Source organism: Streptomyces sp. NTD91, from assembly GCF_059510455.1.
On sequence record NZ_JCAJZW010000005.1, the window covers coordinates 228,234 to 250,049 of the forward strand.

22 protein-coding genes and 1 pseudogene are annotated in these 21,816 nt (G+C 70.7%); 18 read left to right on the forward strand and 5 right to left on the reverse strand.

The genetic code is table 11. The annotated features are described in order from the left end of the window. Positions 1-242: 242 nt before the first annotated feature. From atpB to AC5WRT_RS08625, 9 genes are all read left to right on the forward strand, one after another. Entirely contained in the window at positions 243-1,049 is an 807-nt protein-coding gene (gene atpB / locus AC5WRT_RS08585) for a F0F1 ATP synthase subunit A (RefSeq protein WP_496093501.1), read from the forward strand. A 96-nt stretch (positions 1,050-1,145) separates the two neighbouring features. Continuing rightward, entirely contained in the window at positions 1,146-1,391 is a 246-nt protein-coding gene (gene atpE, locus AC5WRT_RS08590) for an ATP synthase F0 subunit C (protein WP_016438241.1), read from the forward strand. Between the two features lie 34 nt (positions 1,392-1,425). Beyond that, entirely contained in the window at positions 1,426-1,974 is a 549-nt protein-coding gene (locus AC5WRT_RS08595) for a F0F1 ATP synthase subunit B (RefSeq protein WP_496093500.1), read from the forward strand. Further along, complete coding sequence (locus AC5WRT_RS08600; RefSeq protein WP_496093499.1) at positions 1,971-2,786, forward strand: F0F1 ATP synthase subunit delta; 816 nt, start codon at positions 1,971-1,973, stop codon at positions 2,784-2,786. Before AC5WRT_RS08595 ends, AC5WRT_RS08600 begins: the two co-directional genes overlap by 4 nt. 148 nt (positions 2,787-2,934) lie before the next feature. Next, complete coding sequence (gene atpA / locus AC5WRT_RS08605) at positions 2,935-4,527, forward strand: F0F1 ATP synthase subunit alpha (RefSeq protein WP_496093498.1); 1,593 nt, start codon at positions 2,935-2,937, stop codon at positions 4,525-4,527. Between the two features lie 21 nt (positions 4,528-4,548). Next, positions 4,549-5,475 (forward strand): F0F1 ATP synthase subunit gamma, encoded by a 927-nt coding sequence (locus AC5WRT_RS08610; protein WP_496093497.1) that lies wholly within the window; start codon positions 4,549-4,551, stop codon positions 5,473-5,475. After that, on the forward strand, positions 5,475-6,911 hold the full coding sequence (atpD, locus tag AC5WRT_RS08615) for a F0F1 ATP synthase subunit beta (RefSeq protein WP_496093496.1): 1,437 nt from the start codon (positions 5,475-5,477) through the stop codon (positions 6,909-6,911). Before AC5WRT_RS08610 ends, atpD begins: the two co-directional genes overlap by 1 nt. Before the next feature lie 130 nt (positions 6,912-7,041). Then, the gene (locus AC5WRT_RS08620) at positions 7,042-7,416 is read left to right on the forward strand and encodes a F0F1 ATP synthase subunit epsilon (RefSeq protein WP_496093495.1); all 375 of its coding nucleotides are present in this window, start codon (positions 7,042-7,044) and stop codon (positions 7,414-7,416) included. 154 nt (positions 7,417-7,570) lie between these two features. Next, entirely contained in the window at positions 7,571-8,017 is a 447-nt protein-coding gene (locus AC5WRT_RS08625; protein ID WP_496093494.1) for a DUF2550 domain-containing protein, read from the forward strand. Between the two features lie 65 nt (positions 8,018-8,082). On the opposite strand, the gene AC5WRT_RS08630 is transcribed toward AC5WRT_RS08625, so the two are convergent. Then, positions 8,083-9,903: a glycosyl hydrolase family 18 protein gene (locus AC5WRT_RS08630; RefSeq protein WP_496100091.1), complete on the reverse strand. Its 1,821-nt coding sequence runs from the start codon at positions 9,901-9,903 to the stop codon at positions 8,083-8,085. A 251-nt stretch (positions 9,904-10,154) separates the two neighbouring features. On the opposite strand from AC5WRT_RS08630, the gene AC5WRT_RS08635 reads away from it, so the two are divergent. From AC5WRT_RS08635 to AC5WRT_RS08650, 4 genes are all read left to right on the forward strand, one after another. After that, complete coding sequence (locus tag AC5WRT_RS08635; protein ID WP_496100092.1) at positions 10,155-10,850, forward strand: response regulator transcription factor; 696 nt, start codon at positions 10,155-10,157, stop codon at positions 10,848-10,850. Next, complete coding sequence (locus tag AC5WRT_RS08640) at positions 10,847-12,331, forward strand: sensor histidine kinase (protein WP_496100093.1); 1,485 nt, start codon at positions 10,847-10,849, stop codon at positions 12,329-12,331. The genes AC5WRT_RS08635 and AC5WRT_RS08640 overlap by 4 nt, the downstream gene beginning before the upstream one ends. Before the next feature lie 89 nt (positions 12,332-12,420). Next, positions 12,421-12,828, forward strand: a complete 408-nt coding sequence (locus AC5WRT_RS08645; RefSeq protein ID WP_496093490.1) for a hypothetical protein — start codon at positions 12,421-12,423, stop codon at positions 12,826-12,828. After that, positions 12,828-13,052 carry a hypothetical protein gene (locus AC5WRT_RS08650; RefSeq protein WP_496100094.1) on the forward strand — a complete coding sequence of 75 codons (225 nt, stop codon included), beginning with the start codon at positions 12,828-12,830 and terminating at the stop codon, positions 13,050-13,052. The genes AC5WRT_RS08645 and AC5WRT_RS08650 overlap by 1 nt, the downstream gene beginning before the upstream one ends. Positions 13,053-13,079: 27 nt before the next feature. On the opposite strand, the gene AC5WRT_RS08655 is transcribed toward AC5WRT_RS08650, so the two are convergent. Both AC5WRT_RS08655 and AC5WRT_RS08660 read right to left on the reverse strand, forming a co-directional pair. Next, positions 13,080-13,652, reverse strand: a complete 573-nt coding sequence (locus tag AC5WRT_RS08655) for a cob(I)yrinic acid a,c-diamide adenosyltransferase (protein ID WP_496093488.1) — start codon at positions 13,650-13,652, stop codon at positions 13,080-13,082. Positions 13,653-13,665: 13 nt separating this feature from the next. Beyond that, positions 13,666-13,816 (reverse strand): annotated as a pseudogene (locus tag AC5WRT_RS08660) (ABC transporter permease); the annotation flags it as partial. Between the two features lie 637 nt (positions 13,817-14,453). Here AC5WRT_RS08660 and AC5WRT_RS08665 point away from each other — a divergent pair. The 3 genes from AC5WRT_RS08665 to AC5WRT_RS08675 all read left to right on the forward strand — a co-directional run bounded on the left by AC5WRT_RS08665 (position 14,454) and on the right by AC5WRT_RS08675 (position 18,552). Then, positions 14,454-15,302, forward strand: coding sequence for a 3-hydroxyacyl-CoA dehydrogenase family protein (locus AC5WRT_RS08665; RefSeq protein ID WP_496093487.1), 849 nt, complete (start codon positions 14,454-14,456; stop codon positions 15,300-15,302). Positions 15,303-15,453: 151 nt separating this feature from the next. Next, a complete protein-coding gene (locus AC5WRT_RS08670) occupies positions 15,454-15,777 on the forward strand; it encodes an STAS domain-containing protein (RefSeq protein WP_330337777.1) in 324 nt (107 codons plus the stop codon). Between the two features lie 348 nt (positions 15,778-16,125). Then, a complete protein-coding gene (locus AC5WRT_RS08675) occupies positions 16,126-18,552 on the forward strand; it encodes an ATP-binding protein (protein ID WP_496093486.1) in 2,427 nt (808 codons plus the stop codon). An 18-nt stretch (positions 18,553-18,570) separates the two neighbouring features. Here the strand turns inward: AC5WRT_RS08675 and nucS are convergent, their stop codons facing one another. Then, positions 18,571-19,242 (reverse strand): endonuclease NucS, encoded by a 672-nt coding sequence (gene nucS, locus AC5WRT_RS08680; protein ID WP_496093485.1) that lies wholly within the window; start codon positions 19,240-19,242, stop codon positions 18,571-18,573. Positions 19,243-19,518: 276 nt separating this feature from the next. Here nucS and AC5WRT_RS08685 point away from each other — a divergent pair, with 276 nt between their 5' ends. Then, entirely contained in the window at positions 19,519-19,911 is a 393-nt protein-coding gene (locus AC5WRT_RS08685; RefSeq protein ID WP_190188623.1) for an SCO5389 family protein, read from the forward strand. A gap of 111 nt (positions 19,912-20,022) precedes the next feature. Here AC5WRT_RS08685 and AC5WRT_RS08690 read toward each other — a convergent pair whose 3' ends face one another. Next, positions 20,023-21,051 carry an LLM class flavin-dependent oxidoreductase gene (locus AC5WRT_RS08690; RefSeq protein WP_496093484.1) on the reverse strand — a complete coding sequence of 343 codons (1,029 nt, stop codon included), beginning with the start codon at positions 21,049-21,051 and terminating at the stop codon, positions 20,023-20,025. Positions 21,052-21,271: 220 nt separating this feature from the next. On the opposite strand from AC5WRT_RS08690, the gene AC5WRT_RS08695 reads away from it, so the two are divergent. Next, positions 21,272-21,604: an Rv1322 family protein gene (locus AC5WRT_RS08695; protein WP_496093483.1), complete on the forward strand. Its 333-nt coding sequence runs from the start codon at positions 21,272-21,274 to the stop codon at positions 21,602-21,604. Positions 21,605-21,816 lie beyond the last annotated feature (212 nt).

Consider the following 21,816-nt stretch of genomic DNA (forward strand, 5'->3'; position numbering starts at 1 on the left):
GGTGAGGGGTCCTCCCGCTTCTCGAGCGGAGGAGGGCATCGCCCTCACGGTCTTCGGCTCGCTCGGATCAACAGCTGTGATCACAGCGCGGAATCCGAGCTGCCGGGCCCGCGGCGGATGCGCCCCACGGACTGCGGCGGCACCGTCACACCAACACGTCCCCAGTGCCGAACAGCGGCCTCACCAGCCGCGCTGACACACAAGGTTGCCGTTTCTTATGCGTCACGACGAAGGAGTCACGGGTGAGTGCCCACACGCTGCTCGCTGAAAGCGGCTGCCACATCAATGCCGACTGTGCCTTTCCTGCGCCGGGCCTCCACTCGTTCGACTTCAAGCCGATCTTCAGCATCGGCAGCTTCGACTTCACGAAGCCGATGCTCCTGACGGTCATCTGCATGCTGGTCGTGATCGGCTTCTTCGCTGCCGCCTTCCGCAAGCCGAAGCTGGTCCCCGGGAAGCTGCAGCTGGTCGGCGAGATCGGGTACAACTTCGTCGCGCGCAGCATCGCCCTGGAAGTGATCGGCAAGAAGGGCAGCAAGTACGTTCCCTTCCTCACGTCGCTCTTCTTCTTCGTGTGGATCATGAACGTCATGTCCATCATCCCGCTCGCGCAGTTCCCGGCGACCTCGCGCTTCGCGTACCCGGTCGGACTCGCCGCGCTGGTGTACGTCACGTACATGTTCCTCACGTTCAAGACGCACGGGTTCAAGGGTGGCGTCAAGAACCTGGTGTGGCTGGACGGTCTGCCGAAGCCTCTCATTCCGTTGATCGTCCTGCTGGAGTTCTTCTCGAACGTGATCCTGCGCCCGTTCACCCTCGCGGTGCGGCTGTGGGCCAACATGTTCGCCGGCCACATGCTGATCGTGATGTTCAGCGTGGCGTCCTGGTACCTGCTCACTCCGTCGATCATGTCGGCCGTCGCCGGTGGCTCGTTCCTGCTGGCGCTCGCCATGACCACCCTGGAGGTTCTGATCCAGTTCCTTCAGGCGTACATCTTCACGCTCCTCGCCTCGATCTACATCCAGGGAGCGCTCGAAGAGGGTCACTGACCCGCACTGCATCCCCTGCAGCCCTCCCGCACCACCGCCGCTGGGAAGCCCTCCCAACGGACCGCATCGCACACATCACAAAAGGAAGACAGGGAAATGTCTGCCGAGCTCGTTAACCTTGCTGCCGCTTCCGTCGCGGGTCGTATGGGCGCGATCGCCTACGGTCTCGCCGCCATCGGCCCCGGTGTCGGCATCGGTCTGGTCTTCGGCCACTCCATCGAGGCCATGGCCCGTCAGCCCGAGGCCATGCCGATCATCCGCACCAACATGTTCCTGGGCTTCGCGCTCTGCGAGGTGCTGGCACTGCTCGGTCTGGTCGTTCCCTTCGTCTTCAGCAGCTGACGACCAGTAGCCACATTCGACGAAAGGTTCAGACATGATGGCCTTCCTGGCTGAGGCGGGAGCGGAGAATCCGCTCATCCCCTCCACCCCGGAATTGATCGTCGGCCTGCTCTGCTTCTTCATCGTCTTCGGCGTCCTCGGCAAGAAGCTCCTGCCCAACATCCAGAAGACCCTGGAAGAGCGGCGCGACGCGATCGAGGGCGGCATCGAGCGGGCGGCCGAAGCGCAGGCCGAGGCCATGCAGATCCTCGAGCAGTACCGGACTCAGCTCGCCGAGGCCAGGCACGAGGCAGCACGCCTGCGCCAGGAGGCGACCGAGCAGGGCGCTGTGATCATCCAGGAGATGAGGGCGGAAGGCCAGCGGCAGCGCGACGAGATCGTCGCCGCCGGTCACGCCCAGATCGAGGCGGACCGCAAGACCGTGGTCGCCGCGCTCCGTCAGGACGTGGGCAAGCTGGCCACCGAGCTGGCCGGCAAGCTGGTGGGTGAGTCCCTCGAGGACCACGCTCGGCAGAGCCGTACGATCGACCGCTTCCTCGACGGGCTCGAGGAAAGCGCTGCGAAGGCCGAGGCCAGGCCATGAACGGAGCGAGCCGCGAAGCGCTCGCAGCCGCGCGGGACAGCCTCCGGGTACTGACCGACACCCCGTCGGTCGATGCCGCGCAGCTCGCCGAGCAGTTGGCTGCCGTCACGGCGTTCCTCGACCGTGAGGTGGCCCTGCGCCGGGTCCTGACCGACCCGGTGCAGTCCGCCGAGGCGAGGGCCGAGCTGGCCGGACGGCTGCTGACCGGGCGCGTGGACGGCGCGGCCGTCGACCTGGTCACCGGCATGGTCCGCTCCCGCTGGTCGCGTTCGCGTGACCTGGTCGACGCGGTGGAGGAGCTTGCCGCCACCGCCGACCTGGCGGCGGCTCAGCAGGCCGACGCGCTCGACGACGTCGAGGACGAGCTGTTCCGGTTCGGCCGGATCGTCCAGTCCAGCACGGCACTGCGTGCCGCGCTCACCGACCGGGCGGCCTCGGTCGAGGCCAAGAGCGAGCTGCTGCACAGCCTGCTCGGCGGCCGGGCCCACCCGGTCACGGAACGACTGGTCGTGCGTCTTGTGACGCGACCGCGGGGACGTAGCCTGGAAGCGGGACTCGAGACGATGTCCCGCCTCGCCGCGGCCCGCCGCGACAGGGCGGTCGCGGTCGTGACCTCGGCGGTGCCGCTCACCGACGGACAGAAGCAGCGTCTCGGCGCCGCGCTGGCGAAGCTGTACGGACGCCAGATGCATCTGAACCTGGACGTGGACCCCACGGTCCTCGGCGGGATCTCGGTGCGCGTCGGCGAAGAGGTCATCGACGGCACGGTCGCGGAGCGTCTCGAAGAGGCGTCGCGGCGGTTGGCCGGCTGACGGCCACCCGTCGACAAGAAGAACAGCGGCCCGGTTGGGCCGTGCAGAAATTGCAGAAGATTGCTGGGGGCCCGCGGCGCAGCCGCTAAGGGAAACAGCCCCAGACCCCCAAAGACTTCGGGCCCAACAAGGAGAGCAGGGAACCCAGATGGCGGAGCTCACGATCCGGCCGGAGGAGATCCGGGACGCACTGGAGAACTTCGTCCAGTCGTACAAGCCGGACGCGGCCTCGCGCGAGGAGGTCGGTACGGTCACCCTTGCCGGCGACGGCATCGCGAAGGTCGAGGGCCTGCCCTCGGCCATGGCCAACGAACTGCTGAAGTTCGAGGACGGCACCCTCGGTCTCGCACTGAACCTGGAAGAGCGCGAGATCGGTGCGGTCGTCCTCGGCGAGTTCAGCGGCATCGAGGAGGGTCAGCCGGTGCAGCGCACCGGTGAGGTGCTGTCCGTCGCCGTGGGCGAGGGCTACCTCGGCCGCGTCGTCGACCCGCTCGGCAACCCGATCGACGGTCTCGGCGACATCGAGACCAGTGGCCGTCGGGCGCTCGAACTGCAGGCCCCCACGGTCATGCAGCGCAAGTCGGTGCACGAGCCGATGGAGACGGGCTACAAGGCCGTCGACGCGATGACCCCGATCGGCCGCGGCCAGCGCCAGCTGATCATCGGTGACCGCCAGACCGGCAAGACCGCCCTGGCCATCGACACGATCATCAACCAGCGCGACAACTGGCGCACCGGCGACCCGTCGAAGCAGGTCCGCTGCATCTACGTCGCCATCGGCCAGAAGGGCTCCACCATCGCGTCCGTGCGCGGTGCCCTGGAGGAGGCCGGCGCGCTCGAGTACACGACCATCGTCGCCGCCCCCGCGTCCGACCCGGCCGGCTTCAAGTACCTTGCGCCGTACACCGGTTCGGCCATCGGTCAGCAGTGGATGTACGAGGGCAAGCACGTCCTCATCGTTTTCGACGACCTCTCCAAGCAGGCCGACGCCTACCGCGCCGTCTCCCTGCTGCTGCGCCGCCCGCCGGGCCGTGAGGCCTACCCGGGTGACGTCTTCTACCTGCACTCCCGTCTGCTGGAGCGCTGCGCCAAGCTCTCCGACGACATGGGCGCCGGCTCGATGACGGGTCTGCCGATCGTCGAGACCAAGGCCAACGACGTCTCGGCGTTCATCCCGACCAACGTCATCTCCATCACCGACGGCCAGTGCTTCCTGGAGTCCGACCTGTTCAACGCCGGCCAGCGCCCGGCCCTGAACGTCGGTATCTCCGTCTCCCGAGTCGGCGGTTCCGCGCAGCACAAGGCGATGAAGCAGGTCTCGGGTCGGCTCCGCGTGGACCTCGCCCAGTTCCGTGAGCTGGAGGCGTTCGCCGCCTTCGGTTCCGACCTGGACAGTGCCTCGAAGGCCCAGCTGGAGCGCGGTCAGCGCATGGTCGAGCTGCTCAAGCAGCCGCAGTACCAGCCGATGGCCACCGAGGACCAGGTCGTCTCCGTATGGGCCGGCACCACCGGCAAGATGGACGACGTCCCGGTCGCCGACATCCGCCGCTTCGAGAAGGAGCTCCTGGAGTACCTGCACCGCAAGGAGCAGGGCCTCATGACCTCCATCAAGGAGGGCGGCAAGATGTCCGACGACACGCTGACGGCCGTGGCCGACGCGATCGCGGACTTCAAGAAGCAGTTCGAGACCTCCGACGGCAAGCTGCTCGGCGAGGACGCTCCGGCCGCTGCCGCCAAGTGACGTAAGGAAGGGACCTGACTCATGGGAGCCCAGCTCCGGGTCTACAAGCGTCGCATCCGATCCGTCACCGCGACCAAGAAGATCACCAAGGCGATGGAGATGATCGCCGCCTCGCGCGTCGTCAAGGCGCAGCGCAAGGTGGCGGCCTCCACGCCGTACGCGACCGAGCTCACCCGCGCGGTCACGGCCGTCGCCACCGGTTCGATCAGCAAGCACCCGCTGACCACGGAGACGGAGTCGGCGTCCCGCGCCGCGGTGTTGCTCCTCACGAGCGACCGCGGTCTCGCCGGCGCCTTCAACTCCAACGCCATCAAGGCGGCGGAGCAGCTGACCAAGCGTCTCGAGGCCGAGGGCAAGGAGGTCGTCACGTACATCGTCGGCCGCCGCGGCATCGCGCACTACAACTTCCGCGAGCGCGTCATCGCGGACTCGTGGACGGGCTTCACGGACGATCCCTCGTACGGGGACGCGAAGCAGATCGCGGGGCCGCTCATCGAGGCCATAGAGAAGGACACGGCGGACGGCGGCGTGGACGAGCTCCACATCGTCTACACCGAGTTCATCTCGATGATGACGCAGACGGCGATCGACGCCCGCCTGCTGCCGATGCGTCTCGAAGCGGTGGCGACCGACTCCTCGGAGACGGCGTCGAAGAGCGGGGTCCGGCCGCTGTACGAGTTCGAACCGTCGGCGGAGGACGTCCTCGACGCCCTGCTGCCGCGCTACGTCGAGTCCCGTGTCTACAACGCGCTGCTCCAGTCGGCTGCCTCCAAGCACGCCGCCACGCGCCGCGCGATGAAGTCGGCGACCGACAACGCGGGTGAGCTGATCAACACGCTGTCCCGCCTTGCCAACGCGGCCCGCCAGGCCGAAATCACCCAGGAAATCAGCGAGATCGTCGGTGGCGCCAGCGCCCTGGCCGACGCGACCGCGGGGAGTGACAAGTAATGACGACCACTGTTGAGACGGCCGCTGCCACGGGCCGCGTCGCCCGGGTCATCGGCCCGGTCGTCGACGTGGAGTTCCCCGTCGACGCGATGCCGGAGATCTACAACGCGCTGCACGTCGAGGTCGCCGACCCGGCCAACGCCGGCGAGAAGAAGACGCTGACCCTGGAGGTCGCCCAGCACCTGGGTGACGGCCTGGTCCGCACGATCTCGATGCAGCCCACCGACGGTCTGGTCCGCCAGGCCACGGTGACCGACACGGGCGCGGGCATCAGCGTCCCGGTCGGTGACTTCACCAAGGGCAAGGTGTTCAACACCCTCGGTGAGGTGCTGAACGTCGACGAGACCTACGACGGCGAGCGCTGGTCCATCCACCGCAAGGCGCCGGCCTTCGACCAGCTCGAGTCGAAGACCGAGATGTTCGAGACCGGTCTGAAGGTCGTCGACCTCCTCACCCCGTACGTCAAGGGCGGCAAGATCGGTCTGTTCGGTGGTGCCGGTGTCGGCAAGACCGTGCTGATCCAGGAAATGATCATGCGTGTCGCCAACCTCCACGAGGGCGTTTCCGTCTTCGCGGGCGTCGGTGAGCGCACCCGTGAGGGCAACGACCTCATCGCGGAGATGGAGGAGTCCGGCGTTCTCGACAAGACCGCGCTGGTCTTCGGACAGATGGACGAGCCCCCGGGCACCCGTCTCCGTGTCGCCCTGGCCGGCCTGACCATGGCGGAGTACTTCCGCGATGTGCAGAAGCAGGACGTGCTGTTCTTCATCGACAACATCTTCCGCTTCACCCAGGCCGGTTCCGAGGTGTCCACCCTGCTCGGCCGTATGCCCTCCGCGGTGGGTTACCAGCCGAACCTGGCCGACGAGATGGGTCAGCTGCAGGAGCGCATCACCTCGACGCGTGGTCACTCGATCACCTCGATGCAGGCGATCTACGTCCCCGCGGACGACCTGACCGACCCGGCCCCGGCCACGACCTTCGCCCACCTCGACGCGACGACGGTTCTGTCCCGTCCGATCTCCGAGAAGGGCATCTACCCGGCCGTGGACCCGCTGGACTCCACGTCCCGCATCCTGGACCCGCGCTACATCGCGCAGGACCACTACGAAGCCGCGATGCGCGTCAAGACGATCCTGCAGAAGTACAAGGATCTCCAGGACATCATCGCGATCCTCGGTATCGACGAGCTCGGCGAGGAGGACAAGCTCGTCGTCCACCGTGCCCGTCGCGTGGAGCGCTTCCTGTCCCAGAACACCCACGCTGCCAAGCAGTTCACCGGCGTGGACGGCTCGGACGTGCCGCTGGACGAGTCGATCGCCGCGTTCAACGCGATCTGCGACGGCGAGTACGACCACTTCCCGGAGCAGGCGTTCTTCATGTGCGGCGGCCTCGAGGACCTCAAGGCCAAGGCCAAGGAGCTGGGCGTCTCCTGAGCCCCGGGGCTCACGGTGAGAGGGGCGGGGCCGCACCTTTCGGGGGTGTGTCCGGCCCCTCTCTCCACGCCTACTAGAATTGACCCCAACACCCGGCATCATCGCCGGGTGATGACCCGAGGAGCCACCCTTGGCTGCTGAGCTGCACGTCGAGCTGGTCGCTGCCGACCGCCAGGTCTGGTCCGGTGAGGCCCGACTGGTCGTCGCTCGCACCGCGTCCGGCGACATCGGAGTCATGGCCGGTCACCAGCCGCTGCTCAGCGTGCTGGAGTCGGGCCCAGTGACCATCCGAACGAGTGATGGTGAAACGGTCCTGGCCGCGGTGCACGGCGGTTTCATCTCGTTCGCTGACAACAAGCTGTCGCTGCTGGCCGAGAGCGCCGAACTCGCGGACGAGATCGATGTCCAGCGGGCCGAGCGGGCGCTCGAGCGCGCGAGGGCGGCCGCGGACGAGGACGCCCAGCGTCGTGCGGACGTCCGACTGCATGCGGCGGCCGCGCGCTGACTGCGGTACCTCCCCTTTGGGCTCTGGGGAGGCGAGGCGCGATGATGTCACTCAGCCGCGGCTGGGACCGGAGGAATCCGGACCCGGCCGCGGCTGAGGCAGATATGGATGTTTTTTCCGTTCCGTTACCGAGGAGACGAGGAGGTCGGTGCCGATGGTCCTCGCTCTGACTGTGTGCGGGATCGTGGTCGCGCTCGTGGTGGTGGGGCTGTTCCTGTTCGGGCTGCGGCGCAGGCTGATCCAGCGCTCCGGCGGGACCTTCGACTGTTCCCTGCGCTGGGACGTGGCCGAGAAACCGGACGCGGGCGGCAAGGGCTGGTCGTACGGCGTCGCCCGCTACAACGGCGACCGCATCGAGTGGTACCGGGTCTTCTCCTACGCCTTCCGCCCGCGCCGCACCCTGGAGCGTGCGCAGATCGAGGTGGCCGGCCGCCGGTTGCCCGAGGGCGAGGAGGAACTGGCGCTGCTCTCCGACGCGGTGATCCTCGCCTGCACCCATCGGGGCACGCGTCTCGAACTGGCCATGAGTGAGGACGCGCTGACCGGGTTCCTCGCGTGGCTGGAAGCAGCCCCGCCCGGACAGCGGGTGAATGTGGCGTAGGCACATCCACCCTCCGCCGGGCGACGACCGGGGGAGGGTGAACGAGTGTGTGCTGCTGTTCGCCTCTACAGGTTGCTGCTGATGGCGTTCACCAGCTCACCGTCGCTGGTGTCGCCGCTGAACTCCCAGAAGAACGCGCCGCCGAGACCCTGGGACTTGGCCCAGCTCATCTTCCCGGCGATGGTCGACGGGGTGTCGTACGACCACCAGTTGCTGCCGCAGTGGGCGTACGCCGTGCCGGCGACGGTGCCGGTGACCGGGCAGGACGTCTTGAGGACCTTGTAGTCCTCGATGCCCTGCTCATAGGTGCCGGCCGCCGGTCCGGTGGCCGTGCCGCCCGGGGCGTCCTGGGTCACCCCGGTCCAGCCGCGTCCGTAGAAGCCGATGCCGATGAGCAGCTTGTCGGCGGGGACGCCGATCGATTTGTACTTGGCGATCGCGTCGGCCGCGTCGAAGCCGGCCTTCGGGATGCCGGAGTACGAGGTGAGCGGCGAGTGCGGCGCGGTCGGGCCCTGGGCGTCCCAGGCGCCGAAGAAGTCGTACGACATCACGTTGTACCAGTCGACGTACTGGGCTGCGCCCGCGTAGTCCGCGGCCTCGATCTTGCCGCCGGAGGAGCCGTCGGCGGTGACCGCCGCGGTGACCAGAGCCTTGGAACCGAACTTGGCGCGCAGCGCGGCCATCACGTTCTTGAAGGCCGCCGCCCCGCTGGTGTCGCAGGACAGGCCGCAGGCGTTGGGGTACTCCCAGTCGATGTCGATGCCGTCGAAGACGTCGGCCCAGCGCGGGTCCTCGACCAGCTTGTAGCAGGAGTCGGCGAACGCGGCCGGGTCGGCCGCGGCCTGGGCGAAGCCGCCGGACCAGGTCCAGCCGCCGAAGGACCACAGCACCTTGAGATTCGGGTACTTGGCCTTCAGTTCGCGCAGCTGGTTGAAGTTGCCGCGCAGCGGCTGGTCCCAGGTGTCGGCGGCGCCGCTGACCGACTGGTCGGCGGTGAACGCCTTGTCGTAGTCGGCGTAGGAGTCGCCGATCGCGCACTGCCCGTTGGTGACGTTGCCGAAGGCGTAGTTGATGTGCGTGATCCTCGCCGCCGAGCCGGACGTCACCAGGTTCTTGACGTTGTAGTTCCGTCCGTAGATGCCCCACTCGGTGAAGTAGCCGAGCTTGACCTTGTCGCCGGTGGGCGGGGGAGTGGTGGTGCCGCCGGTGGTGTGCACCTTGACGGCGCCGCTGACCGGGCCGGTCTGGTCGGCGGTGTCGCGGGCCTGCACGGTGTAGGAGTGGTCGGTGCCGGCGGTCAGACCGCTGTCCGTGTACGACGTGGTCGTCACGGTGCCGACGACCTTGCCGTCGCGCAGCACGTCGTAGTTCTTGATGCCGTTGTCGTCGGTGGCCGCGTTCCAGGCGAGCTTGACGGAGGTGTCCGTGACGTCCGACGCGGTCGGGGTGCCGGGCGCGGAGGGCGGCGCGTCGCCGGGGGCCGTCGTACCGTCGCAACTGTCGCCGTTGAACCTGCAGTTGGAAGGGGAGCCGGGTCCGGCGCCGTTGAAGCCGAAGGAGACCGAGGCGCCGGGGGCGATCGTGCCGTTGTAGGACTTGTTCTTCGCGGTCCAGTGGGTGCCGGAGTTCGTCACGTCCGCGTCCCAGGCGGAGGTCACGGACGTGCCGGAGGGGAAGTCCCACTCGACGGTCCAGGAACTGATGCTGGTGGAGCCGGTGTTCTTGACGGTCCACTGGCCGCCGAAGCCGGTGCCCCAGTCGCTGGTCCTGGTGTAGGCGGCGGTCGCGTTCGTCGCGGCCTGGGCGGGGCTCGCGAGACCGACCAGACCGGCCAGGGGGAGCAACAGGGTCGCGAACCCTGCCGCGGCTCTGTGTCTGAAGCGCATGCTGCGCCTCCTCACTAGGGGGAGTTGAGGATGTCGTGAGCATGACTGAGCCTTCACGCCCACGGTGCTGCGAGCGTAGAAAGGTCTGGACCATGGGTCAATAGGTCTGGACCAGTTGGCCGGTACGGCTCGCTGGATCCCCAACTCCTGTAGCAGCACGGCAGCTTGTGCCCGTGTACCGGATCAACCCCACCTGGGCTGCCGCACGCTCGCCGGAGGGTCGTACGCTGACCCGGCGACGAGGAGGGCGGATGACGGACACGGCGGAGCATGGGGCGGTGCTGGTCGTCGACGACGACGCGGCGATCCGGCGCTCGCTGGAGCGTGGCCTCAGACTGAGCGGGTTCGCGGTGCGGACCGCCGCCGACGGGCCGCAGGCGCTCGCCGTGATCCGGGACGTGCCGCCCGACGTCCTGGTGCTCGACGTGTCGATGCCCGGCATGAGCGGCATCGAGGTGTGCACCCGGCTGCGCGACGAGGGCCGGGACCTGCCGGTGCTGATGCTCTCCGCGCTGGACGAGACCGCCGACCGGATCGCCGGGCTCCAGGCCGGCGGCGACGACTACCTGGTCAAACCGTTCGCCCTGCAGGAACTGGTGCTGCGGCTGCGCGCGCTGCTGCGCCGCCGCCCGCCGGCCGGCCGGGAGCGGCTGACGGTGGCGGGCCTGGTGATCGACCCCGCCGCCCGCACCGCCGAGCGGGACGGCAGCCCGCTGGACCTGACCCGGCGCGAGTTCGAGCTGCTGGAGGTGCTGGCCCGCAACGCCGACCTCGTCCTCACCCGCGACCAGCTCCTGGAACGGGTGTGGGGCTACGACTTCGACGTGCGCACCGACGCCGTCGACACCTTCGTCAGCTATCTGCGGCGCAAACTGGAGGCCGGGAGGCGGCCCCGGCTGATCCACACCGTGCGCGGAGTGGGCTTCGTCCTGAGGGAACGGCCATGAGGCTCTCCACCCGCATCGCCCTCGCCGTCGGCGGCACCGTCCCCCTGCTGGTCCTCGCCGCCGGCGGGCTGCTGCTGGGCCTCGTCGCACGGGATCTGCACCGGGCCGAGGACCAGCACCTCCAGCAGCGCGCCGTGGCTCTGGGCCCCGAGGCCCGCGGGCTGCTGCGAGCCTCGGCGAACGGCCGCCCCAAGGCCGCCGACACCCGCGAGCGGCGGCTGTTCAGCTCGGCCCTCGACGTGGGGGTACGGCTCGTCGGACCGGACACCACCTTCAGCGGCGGACCCCAGCCGGGCCCGTCCGCGGCCCTGCCCGACCGGTCCGCCGGCTTCGTCACCGTCCACGCCGACGGGCGCAGTTGGCGGGCCCTGGTCCGGCCGGTCCGCACCGCCACCGCCTCGGGCACCCTGTGGCTCTTCTCACCCGACACCGCAGACCGCGCCCAGGTCCGGCTCGTCCGTGGCCGGGTGCTCCTCACCGCGCTGCTCGCCGCACCCCTGTCCGGGCTGCTCGCCTGGGGGCTGGCCGCCGGGGCGAGCGCGCCCCTCGCCCGCCTCACCCGCCGCACCGCCGGACTCGATCCGCGCACCAGCACCGCCCGGCTGCCCGCCGAACGGACCGGCGTACGGGAGGTCGACGAACTCGCCGCCACCCTCAGGACGGTCCTCGCCCGCTACGACGAACAGGCCGCCCGCACCGGCCAGGCCCTGGACACCGCCCGCTCCTTCTCCTCCGCCGCCGCGCACGAACTGCGCACCCCGCTGATGAGCATGGGCACCAACCTCGACATCATCACCGACCACCCCGACCTGCCGGACGCCGAACGCGCCGAGGTCCTGGCCGACCTGCACCGCGAACACGCCCGGCTGCTCGGCCTGTTGGTGATGCTGCGCGACCTGGGACGAGCGGATCTCGTGGAGGCCGACTCGCTGCGGCCGGTCGACCTCGCCGACCTCGCCGACACGGCCGTCGCCGAGGCGCGTCGCCGCGCCCCGGACGCGGACGTCACCCTCGACGCCGCCCCCGGACTCACCGTGCACGGCTGGGAACCGGGCCTGCGGCTGCTGCTGGACAACCTGCTCGGCAACGCCCTCGCCCACGGCCGCGACGCACAGGGCCGGGCCCGGGTGCGGGTCGGCGTGACCGGCACCGAAGACGCACTCCTCGTCACGGTCGACGACCAGGGTCCCGGCGTGCCGCCCGACGCCCGCGCCCGGATCTTCGAGCGGTTCCAGCGGGGACCGGACAGCGCGGGCTCCGGGCTCGGCCTCACCCTCGTCGCCCAGCAGGCGGCACTGCACCGGGGGAGCGTCACCGTCACGGACGGTCCGGACGGGACCGGCGCCCGCTTCGAGGTCCGGCTGCCGGCGGACGGCGGGGGCCTGCCCGCGGACGGCGGCCGGCTGCCGGGCCGGCGCGACTGGCTGATCGGCACAGCCGGGGCAAACCGGTCACAGAGTTTCCCCAAAGACCGCCCCTAGCCTCCGTCCCGTACGGACGGCGACCCGCCCGTCCGGAAAAGGGGCCGGACGGGCGACCGGGCCGGTCCGGGAACGAAACGGAGAAAACGATGAACGCACGACGACGTACGCGCACGCTGCTCGCGGGCGGCGCGATGGCGGCCGTACTCGCGGTGGCGGGCACCGCCGGGGTCGCGTCGGCCGACAGCACCCCGAAGCCGGCCCCGACCGGCGACGGGGCGCAGAAGCTGTGCAAGCGGGTGCCCAGGATCGACCGCCGGATCGAGCGGGCCCTGAAGCGGCTGGACGCCGGGCCCGGCACCCGTGGCTCGATCGCCCGGCTGCAGCAGCGCGTGGACAACGCCGAGAAGGCGGGCCACACCGCGGTCGCCACGTACCTCAAGGACCGGCTGGACTTCCGCAAGTCGCTGGTGACCACCCTGAAGCAGCGCCAGAAGGATCTGGGCGCCGTGCGCACCTGGTGCCAGGCGGGCGGCAGCGGGAAGGCGGCGAGCTGATGCGGGCGCGGCGGGTGGCGGGCGCCCTGCCGGCGGTGGCCCTGCTGACGGCGCTCACCGCGGGCTGCGCCCACCACGACGCCGCGTCCCCGAAGACCCCGCCGGCGTCCGGCGCGTCCGCCGGCGAGCCCTCCGGGTACGCGGAGATGCAGAAGAAGGTGGACGCGGCCGAGTCGGCTGCCGCCGCGGCCGACCGGGACGCCGCGAGCAACACCGACCGCTGACCCGGCCGAGCCCCGGTGGGGGAGGGCTCAGCGCTCCCCACCGGGGACCCACAGCACGTCGCCGGTCTCCTTGTTCGCCACCCGCGCCAGAATGAACAGCAGGTCCGAGAGCCGGTTGAGATAGGTCGCCGTGAGCGGGTTCATCGTGTCGCCGTGCACCTGGAAGGCCGCCCAGGTGGAGCGCTCGGCGCGGCGTACGACCGTGCAGGCCTGGTGCAGCAGGGCCGCGCCCGGGGTGCCGCCGGGCAGGATGAAGGAGCGGAGCTTGTCCAGCCGCTCGTTGAAGCGGTCGCAGTCCGCCTCCAGCCTGTCGATGTAGAACTGCTCCACCCGAAGCGGCGGGAACCGCGGGTTCTCCACCACCGGTGTCGACAGGTCCGCGCCCACGTCGAACAGGTCGTTCTGGACGCGCGTGAGCACCTCGACGATCTCCGCGTCCAGGCCGCCCAGCGCGATCGCGGTGCCGATCACCGCGTTCGCCTCGTTGGCGTCGGCGTAGGCCGAGATCCGCAGATCGGTCTTGGCGACCCGGCTCATGTCGCCGAGCGCCGTGGTGCCCGTGTCGCCGGTCCTGGTGTAGATGCGCGTCAGATTGACCATGCGACCAGCGTAGTTACGCCCCGGCCGTCCGGAACACCCGTGTGCCCACCGTCACCGCCGGCTCCGCGAACCCTACGGCGACGAGGACGCCGTAGGGCATCCGCGCTCGGGTCCTGCCCCGCGCAAGCGTCGCACACCGCGTCCACCGGATGACGCAGCGGCACGAAGCCCGGCGCACCGCAGGGTGGTCCTCCTGCCGGAGCGGAGCCCTCGCGGGCGCCTCGGGCCGGAAGGCGGTCGGGCGGGGAGCACCGTGGTCCGTGAGCCGCTGTCGGCGAGGTGCGCCGGCGGCAGGATTTCGCTGCCCGACCCTGTGCAGGGCGGTCGGCGTGGCCGAGTGCCCGCAAAGGCCGAGGCCTTCTTCCCCGGCCGGCACCCACCAAGGCGGTGTTCGTCACCGTCGGCCGCCGTCTCCGCACGGACCGCGAACCGGCGGAAGTGCCCCGAGAAGTGCTGGTCCTCCTCGAGGACATCGAGTGCTCATGGTGCGAAACGGCCGTGAACTGCGCGGTACGGCCGGACTCCTGAGTCCCTCTCGGTCACAGCGCCGGGGAGGTCCGGGCGGCGGGCGACCGGCGAAGCGCCAATGAGTGCCGGTTCGTGCGGAATTGATGCTTCCGTGGCGGGGCGCAGATTCCGTCGGATCCGCCGACGGCGCACCCGCCGGGCCCGTCGTGTGGGACGTGACCGGTGTCTCACGCTCTGAGACCGTGACACGCGTTACTAACCGCTCACACAGCGCCGCCATAGCGCTAGGGTCCGCCGGAGAAGCAGACTTGAAGCGCGTTCAAGGGAGTCGGAGTGGCACGGAAGCTCGCCGTCATCGGGGCCGGTCTCATGGGGTCCGGGATCGCTCAGGTCGCCGCGCAGGCGGGCTGGGACGTCGTCCTGCGCGACGTCACCGACGAGGCACTGAAGCGCGGCACCGACGGCATCAAGGCCTCCTACGACAAGTTCGTGGGCAAGGGCAAGCTGGCCGCGGACGACGCCGAGGCCGCCCTCGCCCGCATCACCCCGACGACCGACCTGGACGCCGCCGCCGAGGCCGACATCGTCGTCGAGGCCGTCTTCGAGAAGCTCGAGGTCAAGCACGAGATCTTCCGTGCCCTCGACAAGCTGGTGCGCCCGGAGGCCGTGCTTGCCTCCAACACCTCCGCCATCCCGATCACCAAGATCGCGGCGGCCACCGAGCACCCCGAACGGGTCGTCGGTGTCCACTTCTTCTCGCCGGTGCCGATGATGCAGCTCGTCGAGCTGGTCCGCGGCTACAAGACGAGTGACGACACCCTGGCCGCCGCGCGGGAGTTCGCCGAGTCCGTCGGCAAGACCTGCATCGTCGTCAACCGGGACGTGGCCGGCTTCGTCACCACCCGTCTGATCTCCGCCCTCGTCGTGGAGGCGACCAAGCTCTACGAGTCCGGCGTCGCCACCGCCGAGGACATCGACCTCGCCTGCAAGCTGGGCTTCGGGCACGCCATGGGGCCGCTCGCCACCGCCGACCTCACCGGCGTGGACATCCTGCTCCACGCCACCGGCAACATCTACACCGAGTCCCAGGACGAGAAGTTCGCCCCGCCGGAGCTGATGCGCCGGATGGTGGACGCCGGTGACATCGGCCGCAAGAGCGGGCAGGGCTTCTACAAGTACTGAGCCGTCCCGTCACCGACATTCACCCCGGGAACATCACTCCCCGGGGTGAATTCGGTATCGGTTCGCTTACAAGCAGCAACCGCACCGCCACCGACACAGTCAGACGGTGCAAGGTCACGGAGCAGCCAACCGCACTCAACGGGGAGCGCATATGCACATCAGGGGCGACCACGCCGAGCTGGTCGTCGGGGGCCGCCTCGACGTCCGCAGCGCGGCGGACGCCCGTACGGCCCTGCACTCGGCCGTCGACGGCGGCGTCGGCGACCTGGTGCTCGACCTGTCCGAACTGGACTCCTGGGACGCCACCGGACTCGGTGTGATCATGGGTGCCCATCGGCGGGCCGGCCGCTGCGGTCGCCGTCTGGTGCTGCGCGGTGTCCCGCCGCAGATGCAGCGCCTGCTGGTCGCCACCCGTCTGCACCGCATCCTCGCCATCGAGGGCGGCATCGGGGTGGAGTCACTGCCCCGAGTGTGACCGCGTGGACCGGCCGGATCCCGGAGCGACGCGCAGGGCGGATCGCCCGGGTGCGGCCGGCGGGGGCGGGGACAACGGTGCGAGCGGGTGGGAAACGGGCGACGGGGGAGACCCGGGCGCAGCCGCCGAAGCGCACGTCGGGGGCAATCCTCACCGGACTGTGACGTCTCGGACCGCACGGCACCCCGCCCTGTCGGAGATACTGTGCGAAGGTTTAGGGTTCGGTCGCCCGCCGTCTCGCCACCCTCGATCGAGCGGGCCCGGACCAGAAGCGACAGCGCGGTGTGCGACAAGGCCGGGAGGGGCCGGACATCACGGGCACACGACGCTTTTGGGGGGCTTGAACCTATGGACCCGATCAACCCGGGACCCGAGGAGCACGGCCAGGCGCACAGCCGCCGCCCGCCCCGGGAATCCCTGACCTCCGACTTCGGACAGAGCACGCCGTCGCTCGCCCGCACGGCGCGGGTCGTCTCCGGCGACCTGCTCCTGACCGTGAACCCCGTCGACGGCAGCGAGATAGAACCCTGCCCGCCCGTCGAACGCCCGGAGCGCCCCCGCAAGCGCACCGCCGCCGAGCGCGCCGACACCGAGCGGGCCGCGCGGCCGCCCGTGCCGCCGGGTCCCGCCCAGCCGGCGCTCTCCCTGCTGGAACGCCAGGACGAACGCGAGCGCCTGGTCCGACTGCTGGCACGTGGCCGCTCCGTCAGGCTCACCGGCCCCGGCGGCTCCGGCCGCACCGCGCTGCTGGACCTCGTCGGCGAGGACTGCCAGGACCTCGCACCCGACGGCGTGGTGCACCTCAACGGCTTCCACCGCACCGTGAACGACCTCCTCCACGACCTCTTCCACGCCGTCTACGTCAGCCCGCGTCACCGCCCGGAACCGGACGAGCTGCGCGCGCTCGTCCGGGAGATCGGCGCGGTCGTGGTGCTGGACGACATCGAGTTCGGCGGTGCCGCCCTCGACGAACTGCTCGAAGCGACCCCCGAGTGCGCGTTTCTGGTCGGCGCCACCCCCGACGTGCCCCCGCCGTCCCCCGAGTCGCAGGTCGAGGAGGTCTTCCTCAGCGGCCTCGACCGTGCCGGGGGCGTGGAGATCCTGGAGCGGACCGCGGGCCGCGTCCTCACCGAGGAGGAGGCCAACTGGGCCGGCGACCTGTGGTTCGAGTCCGAGGGGCTGCCGCTGCGGTTCGTCCAGGCCGGTGCGCTGCTCCGGCAGCGCGACCAGCTGCGGGCCGGCGCCGGGGCGGTGGACGAGTACGGCGTCTTCGAGGACGTACGACCCTCGGCGGAACTGCCCCTGGACACGGCCGACGAGGTCCCGCTGCCCTCCCTCGGCGAGGCCGCGGCGCCCGCCCCGCTGCTCGCCTCCAGGCTCAGCGCCTCCGCCCGCGCCACCCTGCGCTTCGCCGTCGCCCTCGGCGGCGAGGTGCCGCACCAGGCGCATCTGCCGGCGCTGATCGGCGACACCCACGCCGACGCCGCCCTCGGCGAGCTGGCCGCCTGTGGACTGGTCTCCCCGGTCGGCGCCCGCTACCGGCTCGCGGCCGGTGTGCTGACCCAGCTGGAGGCCGCCGGGTTCGCCGACGACGCCCCCGCCCAGGCACTGGCCGCCGCCGAGCACTACGCCTGGTGGGCCGGGCACCCGTCGGTCACGCCCGAACGGGTGTGCGCGGAGGCCGACGCGGTGCTGGCCGCGCTCGCCGCGATCGTGCCGCACACGGTTCCCTCCCCCGAGGGGGAGGAGAGCTGCGGGGTACGGCTGGCCCGCACGGCCGCGCCCGCGTTCGCCGCCGGGCTGCACTGGAGCGCCTGGGAACGGGTCCTGCGCTCCGGCGCCGAAGCCTCCCGGCTCGCCGGTGAGGTGCCCGAACAAGCCTATTTCCACCACGAGTTGGGTGTTCTCGCGCTGTGCGGCGGTCGGCTCGACCGGGCGCGCGCCGAGCTGGAGGCGTCCATCGGGCTGCGCGGGGCACTCGCGGACAAGCGCGGCACGGTCGCCGGCCGGCGCGCCCTGGCCCTGGTCGCCGACCTCTCGGGCGACATACCGGGGATCGCGGCGACGGCGGGGGAGGAGCAGCCGGAGACACGGCACGAGGAGTCGGCGCCGCCGCCGTACGTGCCCCTCGGCGACCCCCTGGTCACCCGGCGGATCCCGGACGCCACGCCGAGCGGCGGCGGCTTCCGCCGGCTGGCCCGCCGCAACCTCGTCGCGGCCGGCTCCGGTGCGCTGCTCGCCGCGGTGCTCGGTACGGTCGTCACGCTCGGCATGACGTCCAACGAGAACGCCGACAGGAACCCGGCCGGCAAGGTCGACGTCAACCCCTCGGCGAGCCAGGACCCGTCCGACGGCAATCTGGGCGCCGACCCCAACCGGACCCCGCCGGCGGGCTCCGGCTCGGCCGCCCCGGCGACCCACCCGACGAACCCGGGCCCCGACGGCACCCACGGCACGACGGACGATCCGACACCGTCCCAGCCGGCCACGTCCCCCTCGGCGGACCCGGGCCACACCAGTGGCACGACGCCGACACCGTCCAAGTCCAGGACGACCAAGCCCACTTCGCCGACGCCGTCCAAGTCGAGTCCGTCGAGCACGGGGACGTCCTCGCCGCCGCCCACGGACACCTCCAGCCCGCCGCCGCCGCCCACGACCACGACCACGCCTCCCACGACCACGGACTCGGCGAGCGGTCCGGCCTCCAGCAGCCCGGCGAGCGCGTCGCAGAGCGCCGGTACGCGAACACCGACCGGCTACAACACGGTGGTGTAGCGCGGACGGAGCGTCGCCTCAGAACAGGCGGAGCTTGTCGTCCTCGATGCCGCGTAGGGCGTCGTAGTCGAGGACGTGGCAGTTGATGCCGCGGTCGGTGGCGAGGACGCGGGCCTGGGGCTTGATCTCCTGCGCGGCGAAGATGCCGCGGACGGGCGCCAGGTGGGGGTCGCGGTTCAACAGGTCCAGGTAGCGCGTGAGTTGTTCGACGCCGTCGATCTCGCCCCGCCGCTTGATCTCGACCGCGACGGTCCGGCCCTCGGCGTCCCGGCACAGGATGTCCACCGGGCCGATGGCCGTCATGTACTCGCGGCGGACGAGCGTGTAGCCGTCGCCCAGCGTCTCGATGCGGTCGGCCAGCAGCTCCTGGAGGTGCGCTTCCACGCCGTCCTTGATCAGGCCCGGATCCACGCCGAGTTCGTGCGAGGAGTCATGGAGGATCTCCTCCATCGTGATGATCAGTTTCTCGCCCGCTTTGTTGACGACCGTCCACACGCCCTCCTCCTCGCCCGCGCCCTCCTTGAGCGTGCAGGGCGGCGACATCCAGTTGAGGGGCTTGTAGGCCCGGTCGTCGGCGTGGATGGAGACGCTGCCGTCCGCCTTGACCAGGATCAGGCGGGGCGCCGAGGGCAGGTGGGCGGTGAGCCGGCCGGCGTAGTCGACCGAGCATCGGGCAATGACGAGACGCATGGTCGGCAACGCTACTCGACGCCTCGGCGTGCGCGCGATTCGCCCGTCCCGCTCCCGATCGATCGCCCCAATTGTCCCTGGAAACTCTTGTTCATCCCTGGCCGATTGTGCCCGTAAAGGGATCGTTCCATATACGCGTTCTGCTGGTGTGGTCACCGACCGTTGCCTACGGTAGTGAACGGGAGGTCGCCGCATAGGTACTGAGCGTGTTCGATATCGCGAACTCCCTTACCCGTCCGGCAACCCCCGCTCTTCGGGGGTGCGAGAGGAGAACCCATGTCGCTCGACGTCTCACCGGCCCTACTCGAACAGGCCGAGCGAGGCGAGGTCGACGAAGCAGCATTCGTCGACTGCGTCCGGACCTCCCTGCCCTACGCATGGGAGATGATCAGCTCCCTGGTGGCCCAGCTGAAGGTCGACGGTGGAGCGTTCGCCGACAACCAGACGCCCCCGCCGGACGAGCAGGCACGCGGTCAGCTGCTGCGTGCGCTCGCGAGTGACGCCATCCGCGGTGCGCTGCAACGGCACTTCGGTGTGCGGCTGGCGTTCCAGAACTGCCACCGGGTGGCGGTGTTCCCACTGGACGCCTCGGTGGACGAGACGCTGGCCCGCTTCACCTCGGTGCGCAGCCAGTTGCTCAACCAGTCGCCGGAGCTCCGGGACTGCTGACGGGCGGCCCCGGTGCGGCGGATGTCGTGAGCCGCCTGCTTGCCGCTCCACCCGGGGAGGTGCATTCGGCGCTGGGGCGGCAAGCCCCCATCCGGGGAGTCACCGGCCCGCTCAGCGCAACTGGGGCAGCACCTCGGCGCCGAGCCGCCGCAGGTTCTCCTCCGTCGCGGCGAGATCGCCCGAGCCCTCCACGAGCAGGGCGAATCGGGAGATGCCGGTGCGTTCCGAGGTGGCCGTGAGCCGGTCGGCGGCCAGCCGTGGGGTGCCGACCGGGTGCAGGCCGCAGAGCAGTTCGGTGTAGGCGTGCGGATCGCGCATCGCGCGCGCCCGGCCGTCGACCGTCACATGCGCCTCCAGACCCTGCCTCAGCCAGCCCGGCATCGCCTTCAGCAGCGTCTCCGCCGCGTCCGTGCGCCGGTCCGCGAGCTGGCACACCCCGGCGGAGACGTGCGCGGCGCCGGAGATCTCCTCGGCCGGCCGGCCGGCGGCCCGGGCGCAGCGCCGCCACAGGGCGACCATCTCGGCCTTCTCCTCGTCCCCCACGTGCATGCCGAGCAGCATGGGCAGTCCGCGCTCGGCGGCCAGCCGTACGCTCGCCGGGGAGGTGCAGGCGACGACGACCTCGGGTCCCGGGGCCTCCGTCAGCGCCTCCGACGGGCGCGGCACGACCGGCACCTCGCGGAAGCTGAACCGCTCGCCGGACGCCGACACCGACGGCTCGCGCAGCCAGCGCAACAGCAGATCGAGGGACTCCGGGAACCCCTGTTCGTACGCCGCGAGGCCCGTGCCGAACACCTCCAGGTCCACCCAGGGCCCGCCGCGGCCCACCCCGAGCGTGAACCGTCCGCCGCTCGTCACGTGCAGCAGCGCGGCCTGCTCGCCGAGGGCCACGGGGTGGGCCGTGGGCAGTACGCTGACCGCCGTGCCCACCCGGATGCGGTGGGTGCGGCCGAGCAGCAGAGCGGCCAGGGTGACGGCGGACGGGCATGTGCCGTACGGCACGAAATGGTGCTCGGCGAGCCACACGGAGTGCAGCCCGGCCTCCTCGGCGACCTCCGCCGAGCGGACCGCCCGGTGCAGGGCCTCCCCCGGACCCTGGCCCGGGAACTGGGCGCCCAGCACAAAACTTCCTACGTACATCGCGTTTCCTGCTTCCTTGGCTCCGACCGGAGCTCCCCCACCCCGCATAACCGCCTGACACGTGCCCAGGACACGGCCTGGCGGAGAGATTTGCGGATTGTCTGCAGAATGGGTCGCCTGGCGGTGGACTTCTGCGGGTTGGTTCCGTCCGCGTACCCCACTCGGCGGCGCGTAGGCTGGATACGGCCCGTCCTTCCTGTACAGCCCCGAGAGGTGTCCCGTGTCCCCGCGTCGCAACCGACCGAAGGCAGCCGGATCGTCGGGCCGCAGCGCCGAGGACGACCGGGTCGGCCGGTACGGCGGCTGGGAGTCGGCCGAGAGCTGGCAGGGCGAGGAGTGGAGCGTGCGCCATGTCGCCGGGGCGAGCGCCGAGGGCAAGTCCTACCGCTGTCCGGGGTGCGACCAGATGATTCCCTCCGGCGTCCCGCACGTGGTGGCCTGGCCGGAGTACGCGGGCGTCGACGACCGCCGCCACTGGCACAAGGCGTGCTGGAACGCGAAGGACCGCCGCACCACACGGGTGCAGCGGTCCCGTGACGCGCCGAGGTTCTAGTGCCGCGACAGGCAGCGTTCGCCCCGTCGCGACGCCCGGCACGCTCCCCCACTGCCTCAAGGGCGTGGGAGGTGCCCCCACTCGCCGCACCGGGCACAAACCCACGTACATCCAGTACGAGGGCTTGCACCCGGCACGCCGAGAGCACGCACCGGACGCCGCTCCTTGACGGGCAAACGTTGCCTGCCGCGGCACCAGGGCGTGTTTCGAAA

Coding starts and splice junctions, on each gene's coding strand:
- AC5WRT_RS08600 (WP_496093499.1), top strand. CDS start 1,971: ATGAACGGAGCGAGCCGCGAAGCGCTCGCAGCCGCGCGGGACAGCCTC.
- AC5WRT_RS08650 (WP_496100094.1), top strand. CDS start 12,828: ATGCGGGCGCGGCGGGTGGCGGGCGCCCTGCCGGCGGTGGCCCTGCTG.
- AC5WRT_RS08640 (WP_496100093.1), top strand. CDS start 10,847: ATGAGGCTCTCCACCCGCATCGCCCTCGCCGTCGGCGGCACCGTCCCC.
- AC5WRT_RS08635 (WP_496100092.1), top strand. CDS start 10,155: ATGACGGACACGGCGGAGCATGGGGCGGTGCTGGTCGTCGACGACGAC.
- AC5WRT_RS08685 (WP_190188623.1), top strand. CDS start 19,519: ATGTCGCTCGACGTCTCACCGGCCCTACTCGAACAGGCCGAGCGAGGC.
- nucS (WP_496093485.1), bottom strand. CDS start 19,242: ATGCGTCTCGTCATTGCCCGATGCTCGGTCGACTACGCCGGCCGGCTC.
- AC5WRT_RS08675 (WP_496093486.1), top strand. CDS start 16,126: ATGGACCCGATCAACCCGGGACCCGAGGAGCACGGCCAGGCGCACAGC.
- AC5WRT_RS08690 (WP_496093484.1), bottom strand. CDS start 21,051: ATGTACGTAGGAAGTTTTGTGCTGGGCGCCCAGTTCCCGGGCCAGGGT.
- AC5WRT_RS08670 (WP_330337777.1), top strand. CDS start 15,454: ATGCACATCAGGGGCGACCACGCCGAGCTGGTCGTCGGGGGCCGCCTC.
- atpD (WP_496093496.1), top strand. CDS start 5,475: ATGACGACCACTGTTGAGACGGCCGCTGCCACGGGCCGCGTCGCCCGG.
- atpE (WP_016438241.1), top strand. CDS start 1,146: ATGTCTGCCGAGCTCGTTAACCTTGCTGCCGCTTCCGTCGCGGGTCGT.
- AC5WRT_RS08655 (WP_496093488.1), bottom strand. CDS start 13,652: ATGGTCAATCTGACGCGCATCTACACCAGGACCGGCGACACGGGCACC.
- atpA (WP_496093498.1), top strand. CDS start 2,935: ATGGCGGAGCTCACGATCCGGCCGGAGGAGATCCGGGACGCACTGGAG.
- AC5WRT_RS08610 (WP_496093497.1), top strand. CDS start 4,549: ATGGGAGCCCAGCTCCGGGTCTACAAGCGTCGCATCCGATCCGTCACC.
- AC5WRT_RS08595 (WP_496093500.1), top strand. CDS start 1,426: ATGATGGCCTTCCTGGCTGAGGCGGGAGCGGAGAATCCGCTCATCCCC.
- AC5WRT_RS08645 (WP_496093490.1), top strand. CDS start 12,421: ATGAACGCACGACGACGTACGCGCACGCTGCTCGCGGGCGGCGCGATG.
- AC5WRT_RS08630 (WP_496100091.1), bottom strand. CDS start 9,903: ATGCGCTTCAGACACAGAGCCGCGGCAGGGTTCGCGACCCTGTTGCTC.
- AC5WRT_RS08625 (WP_496093494.1), top strand. CDS start 7,571: ATGGTCCTCGCTCTGACTGTGTGCGGGATCGTGGTCGCGCTCGTGGTG.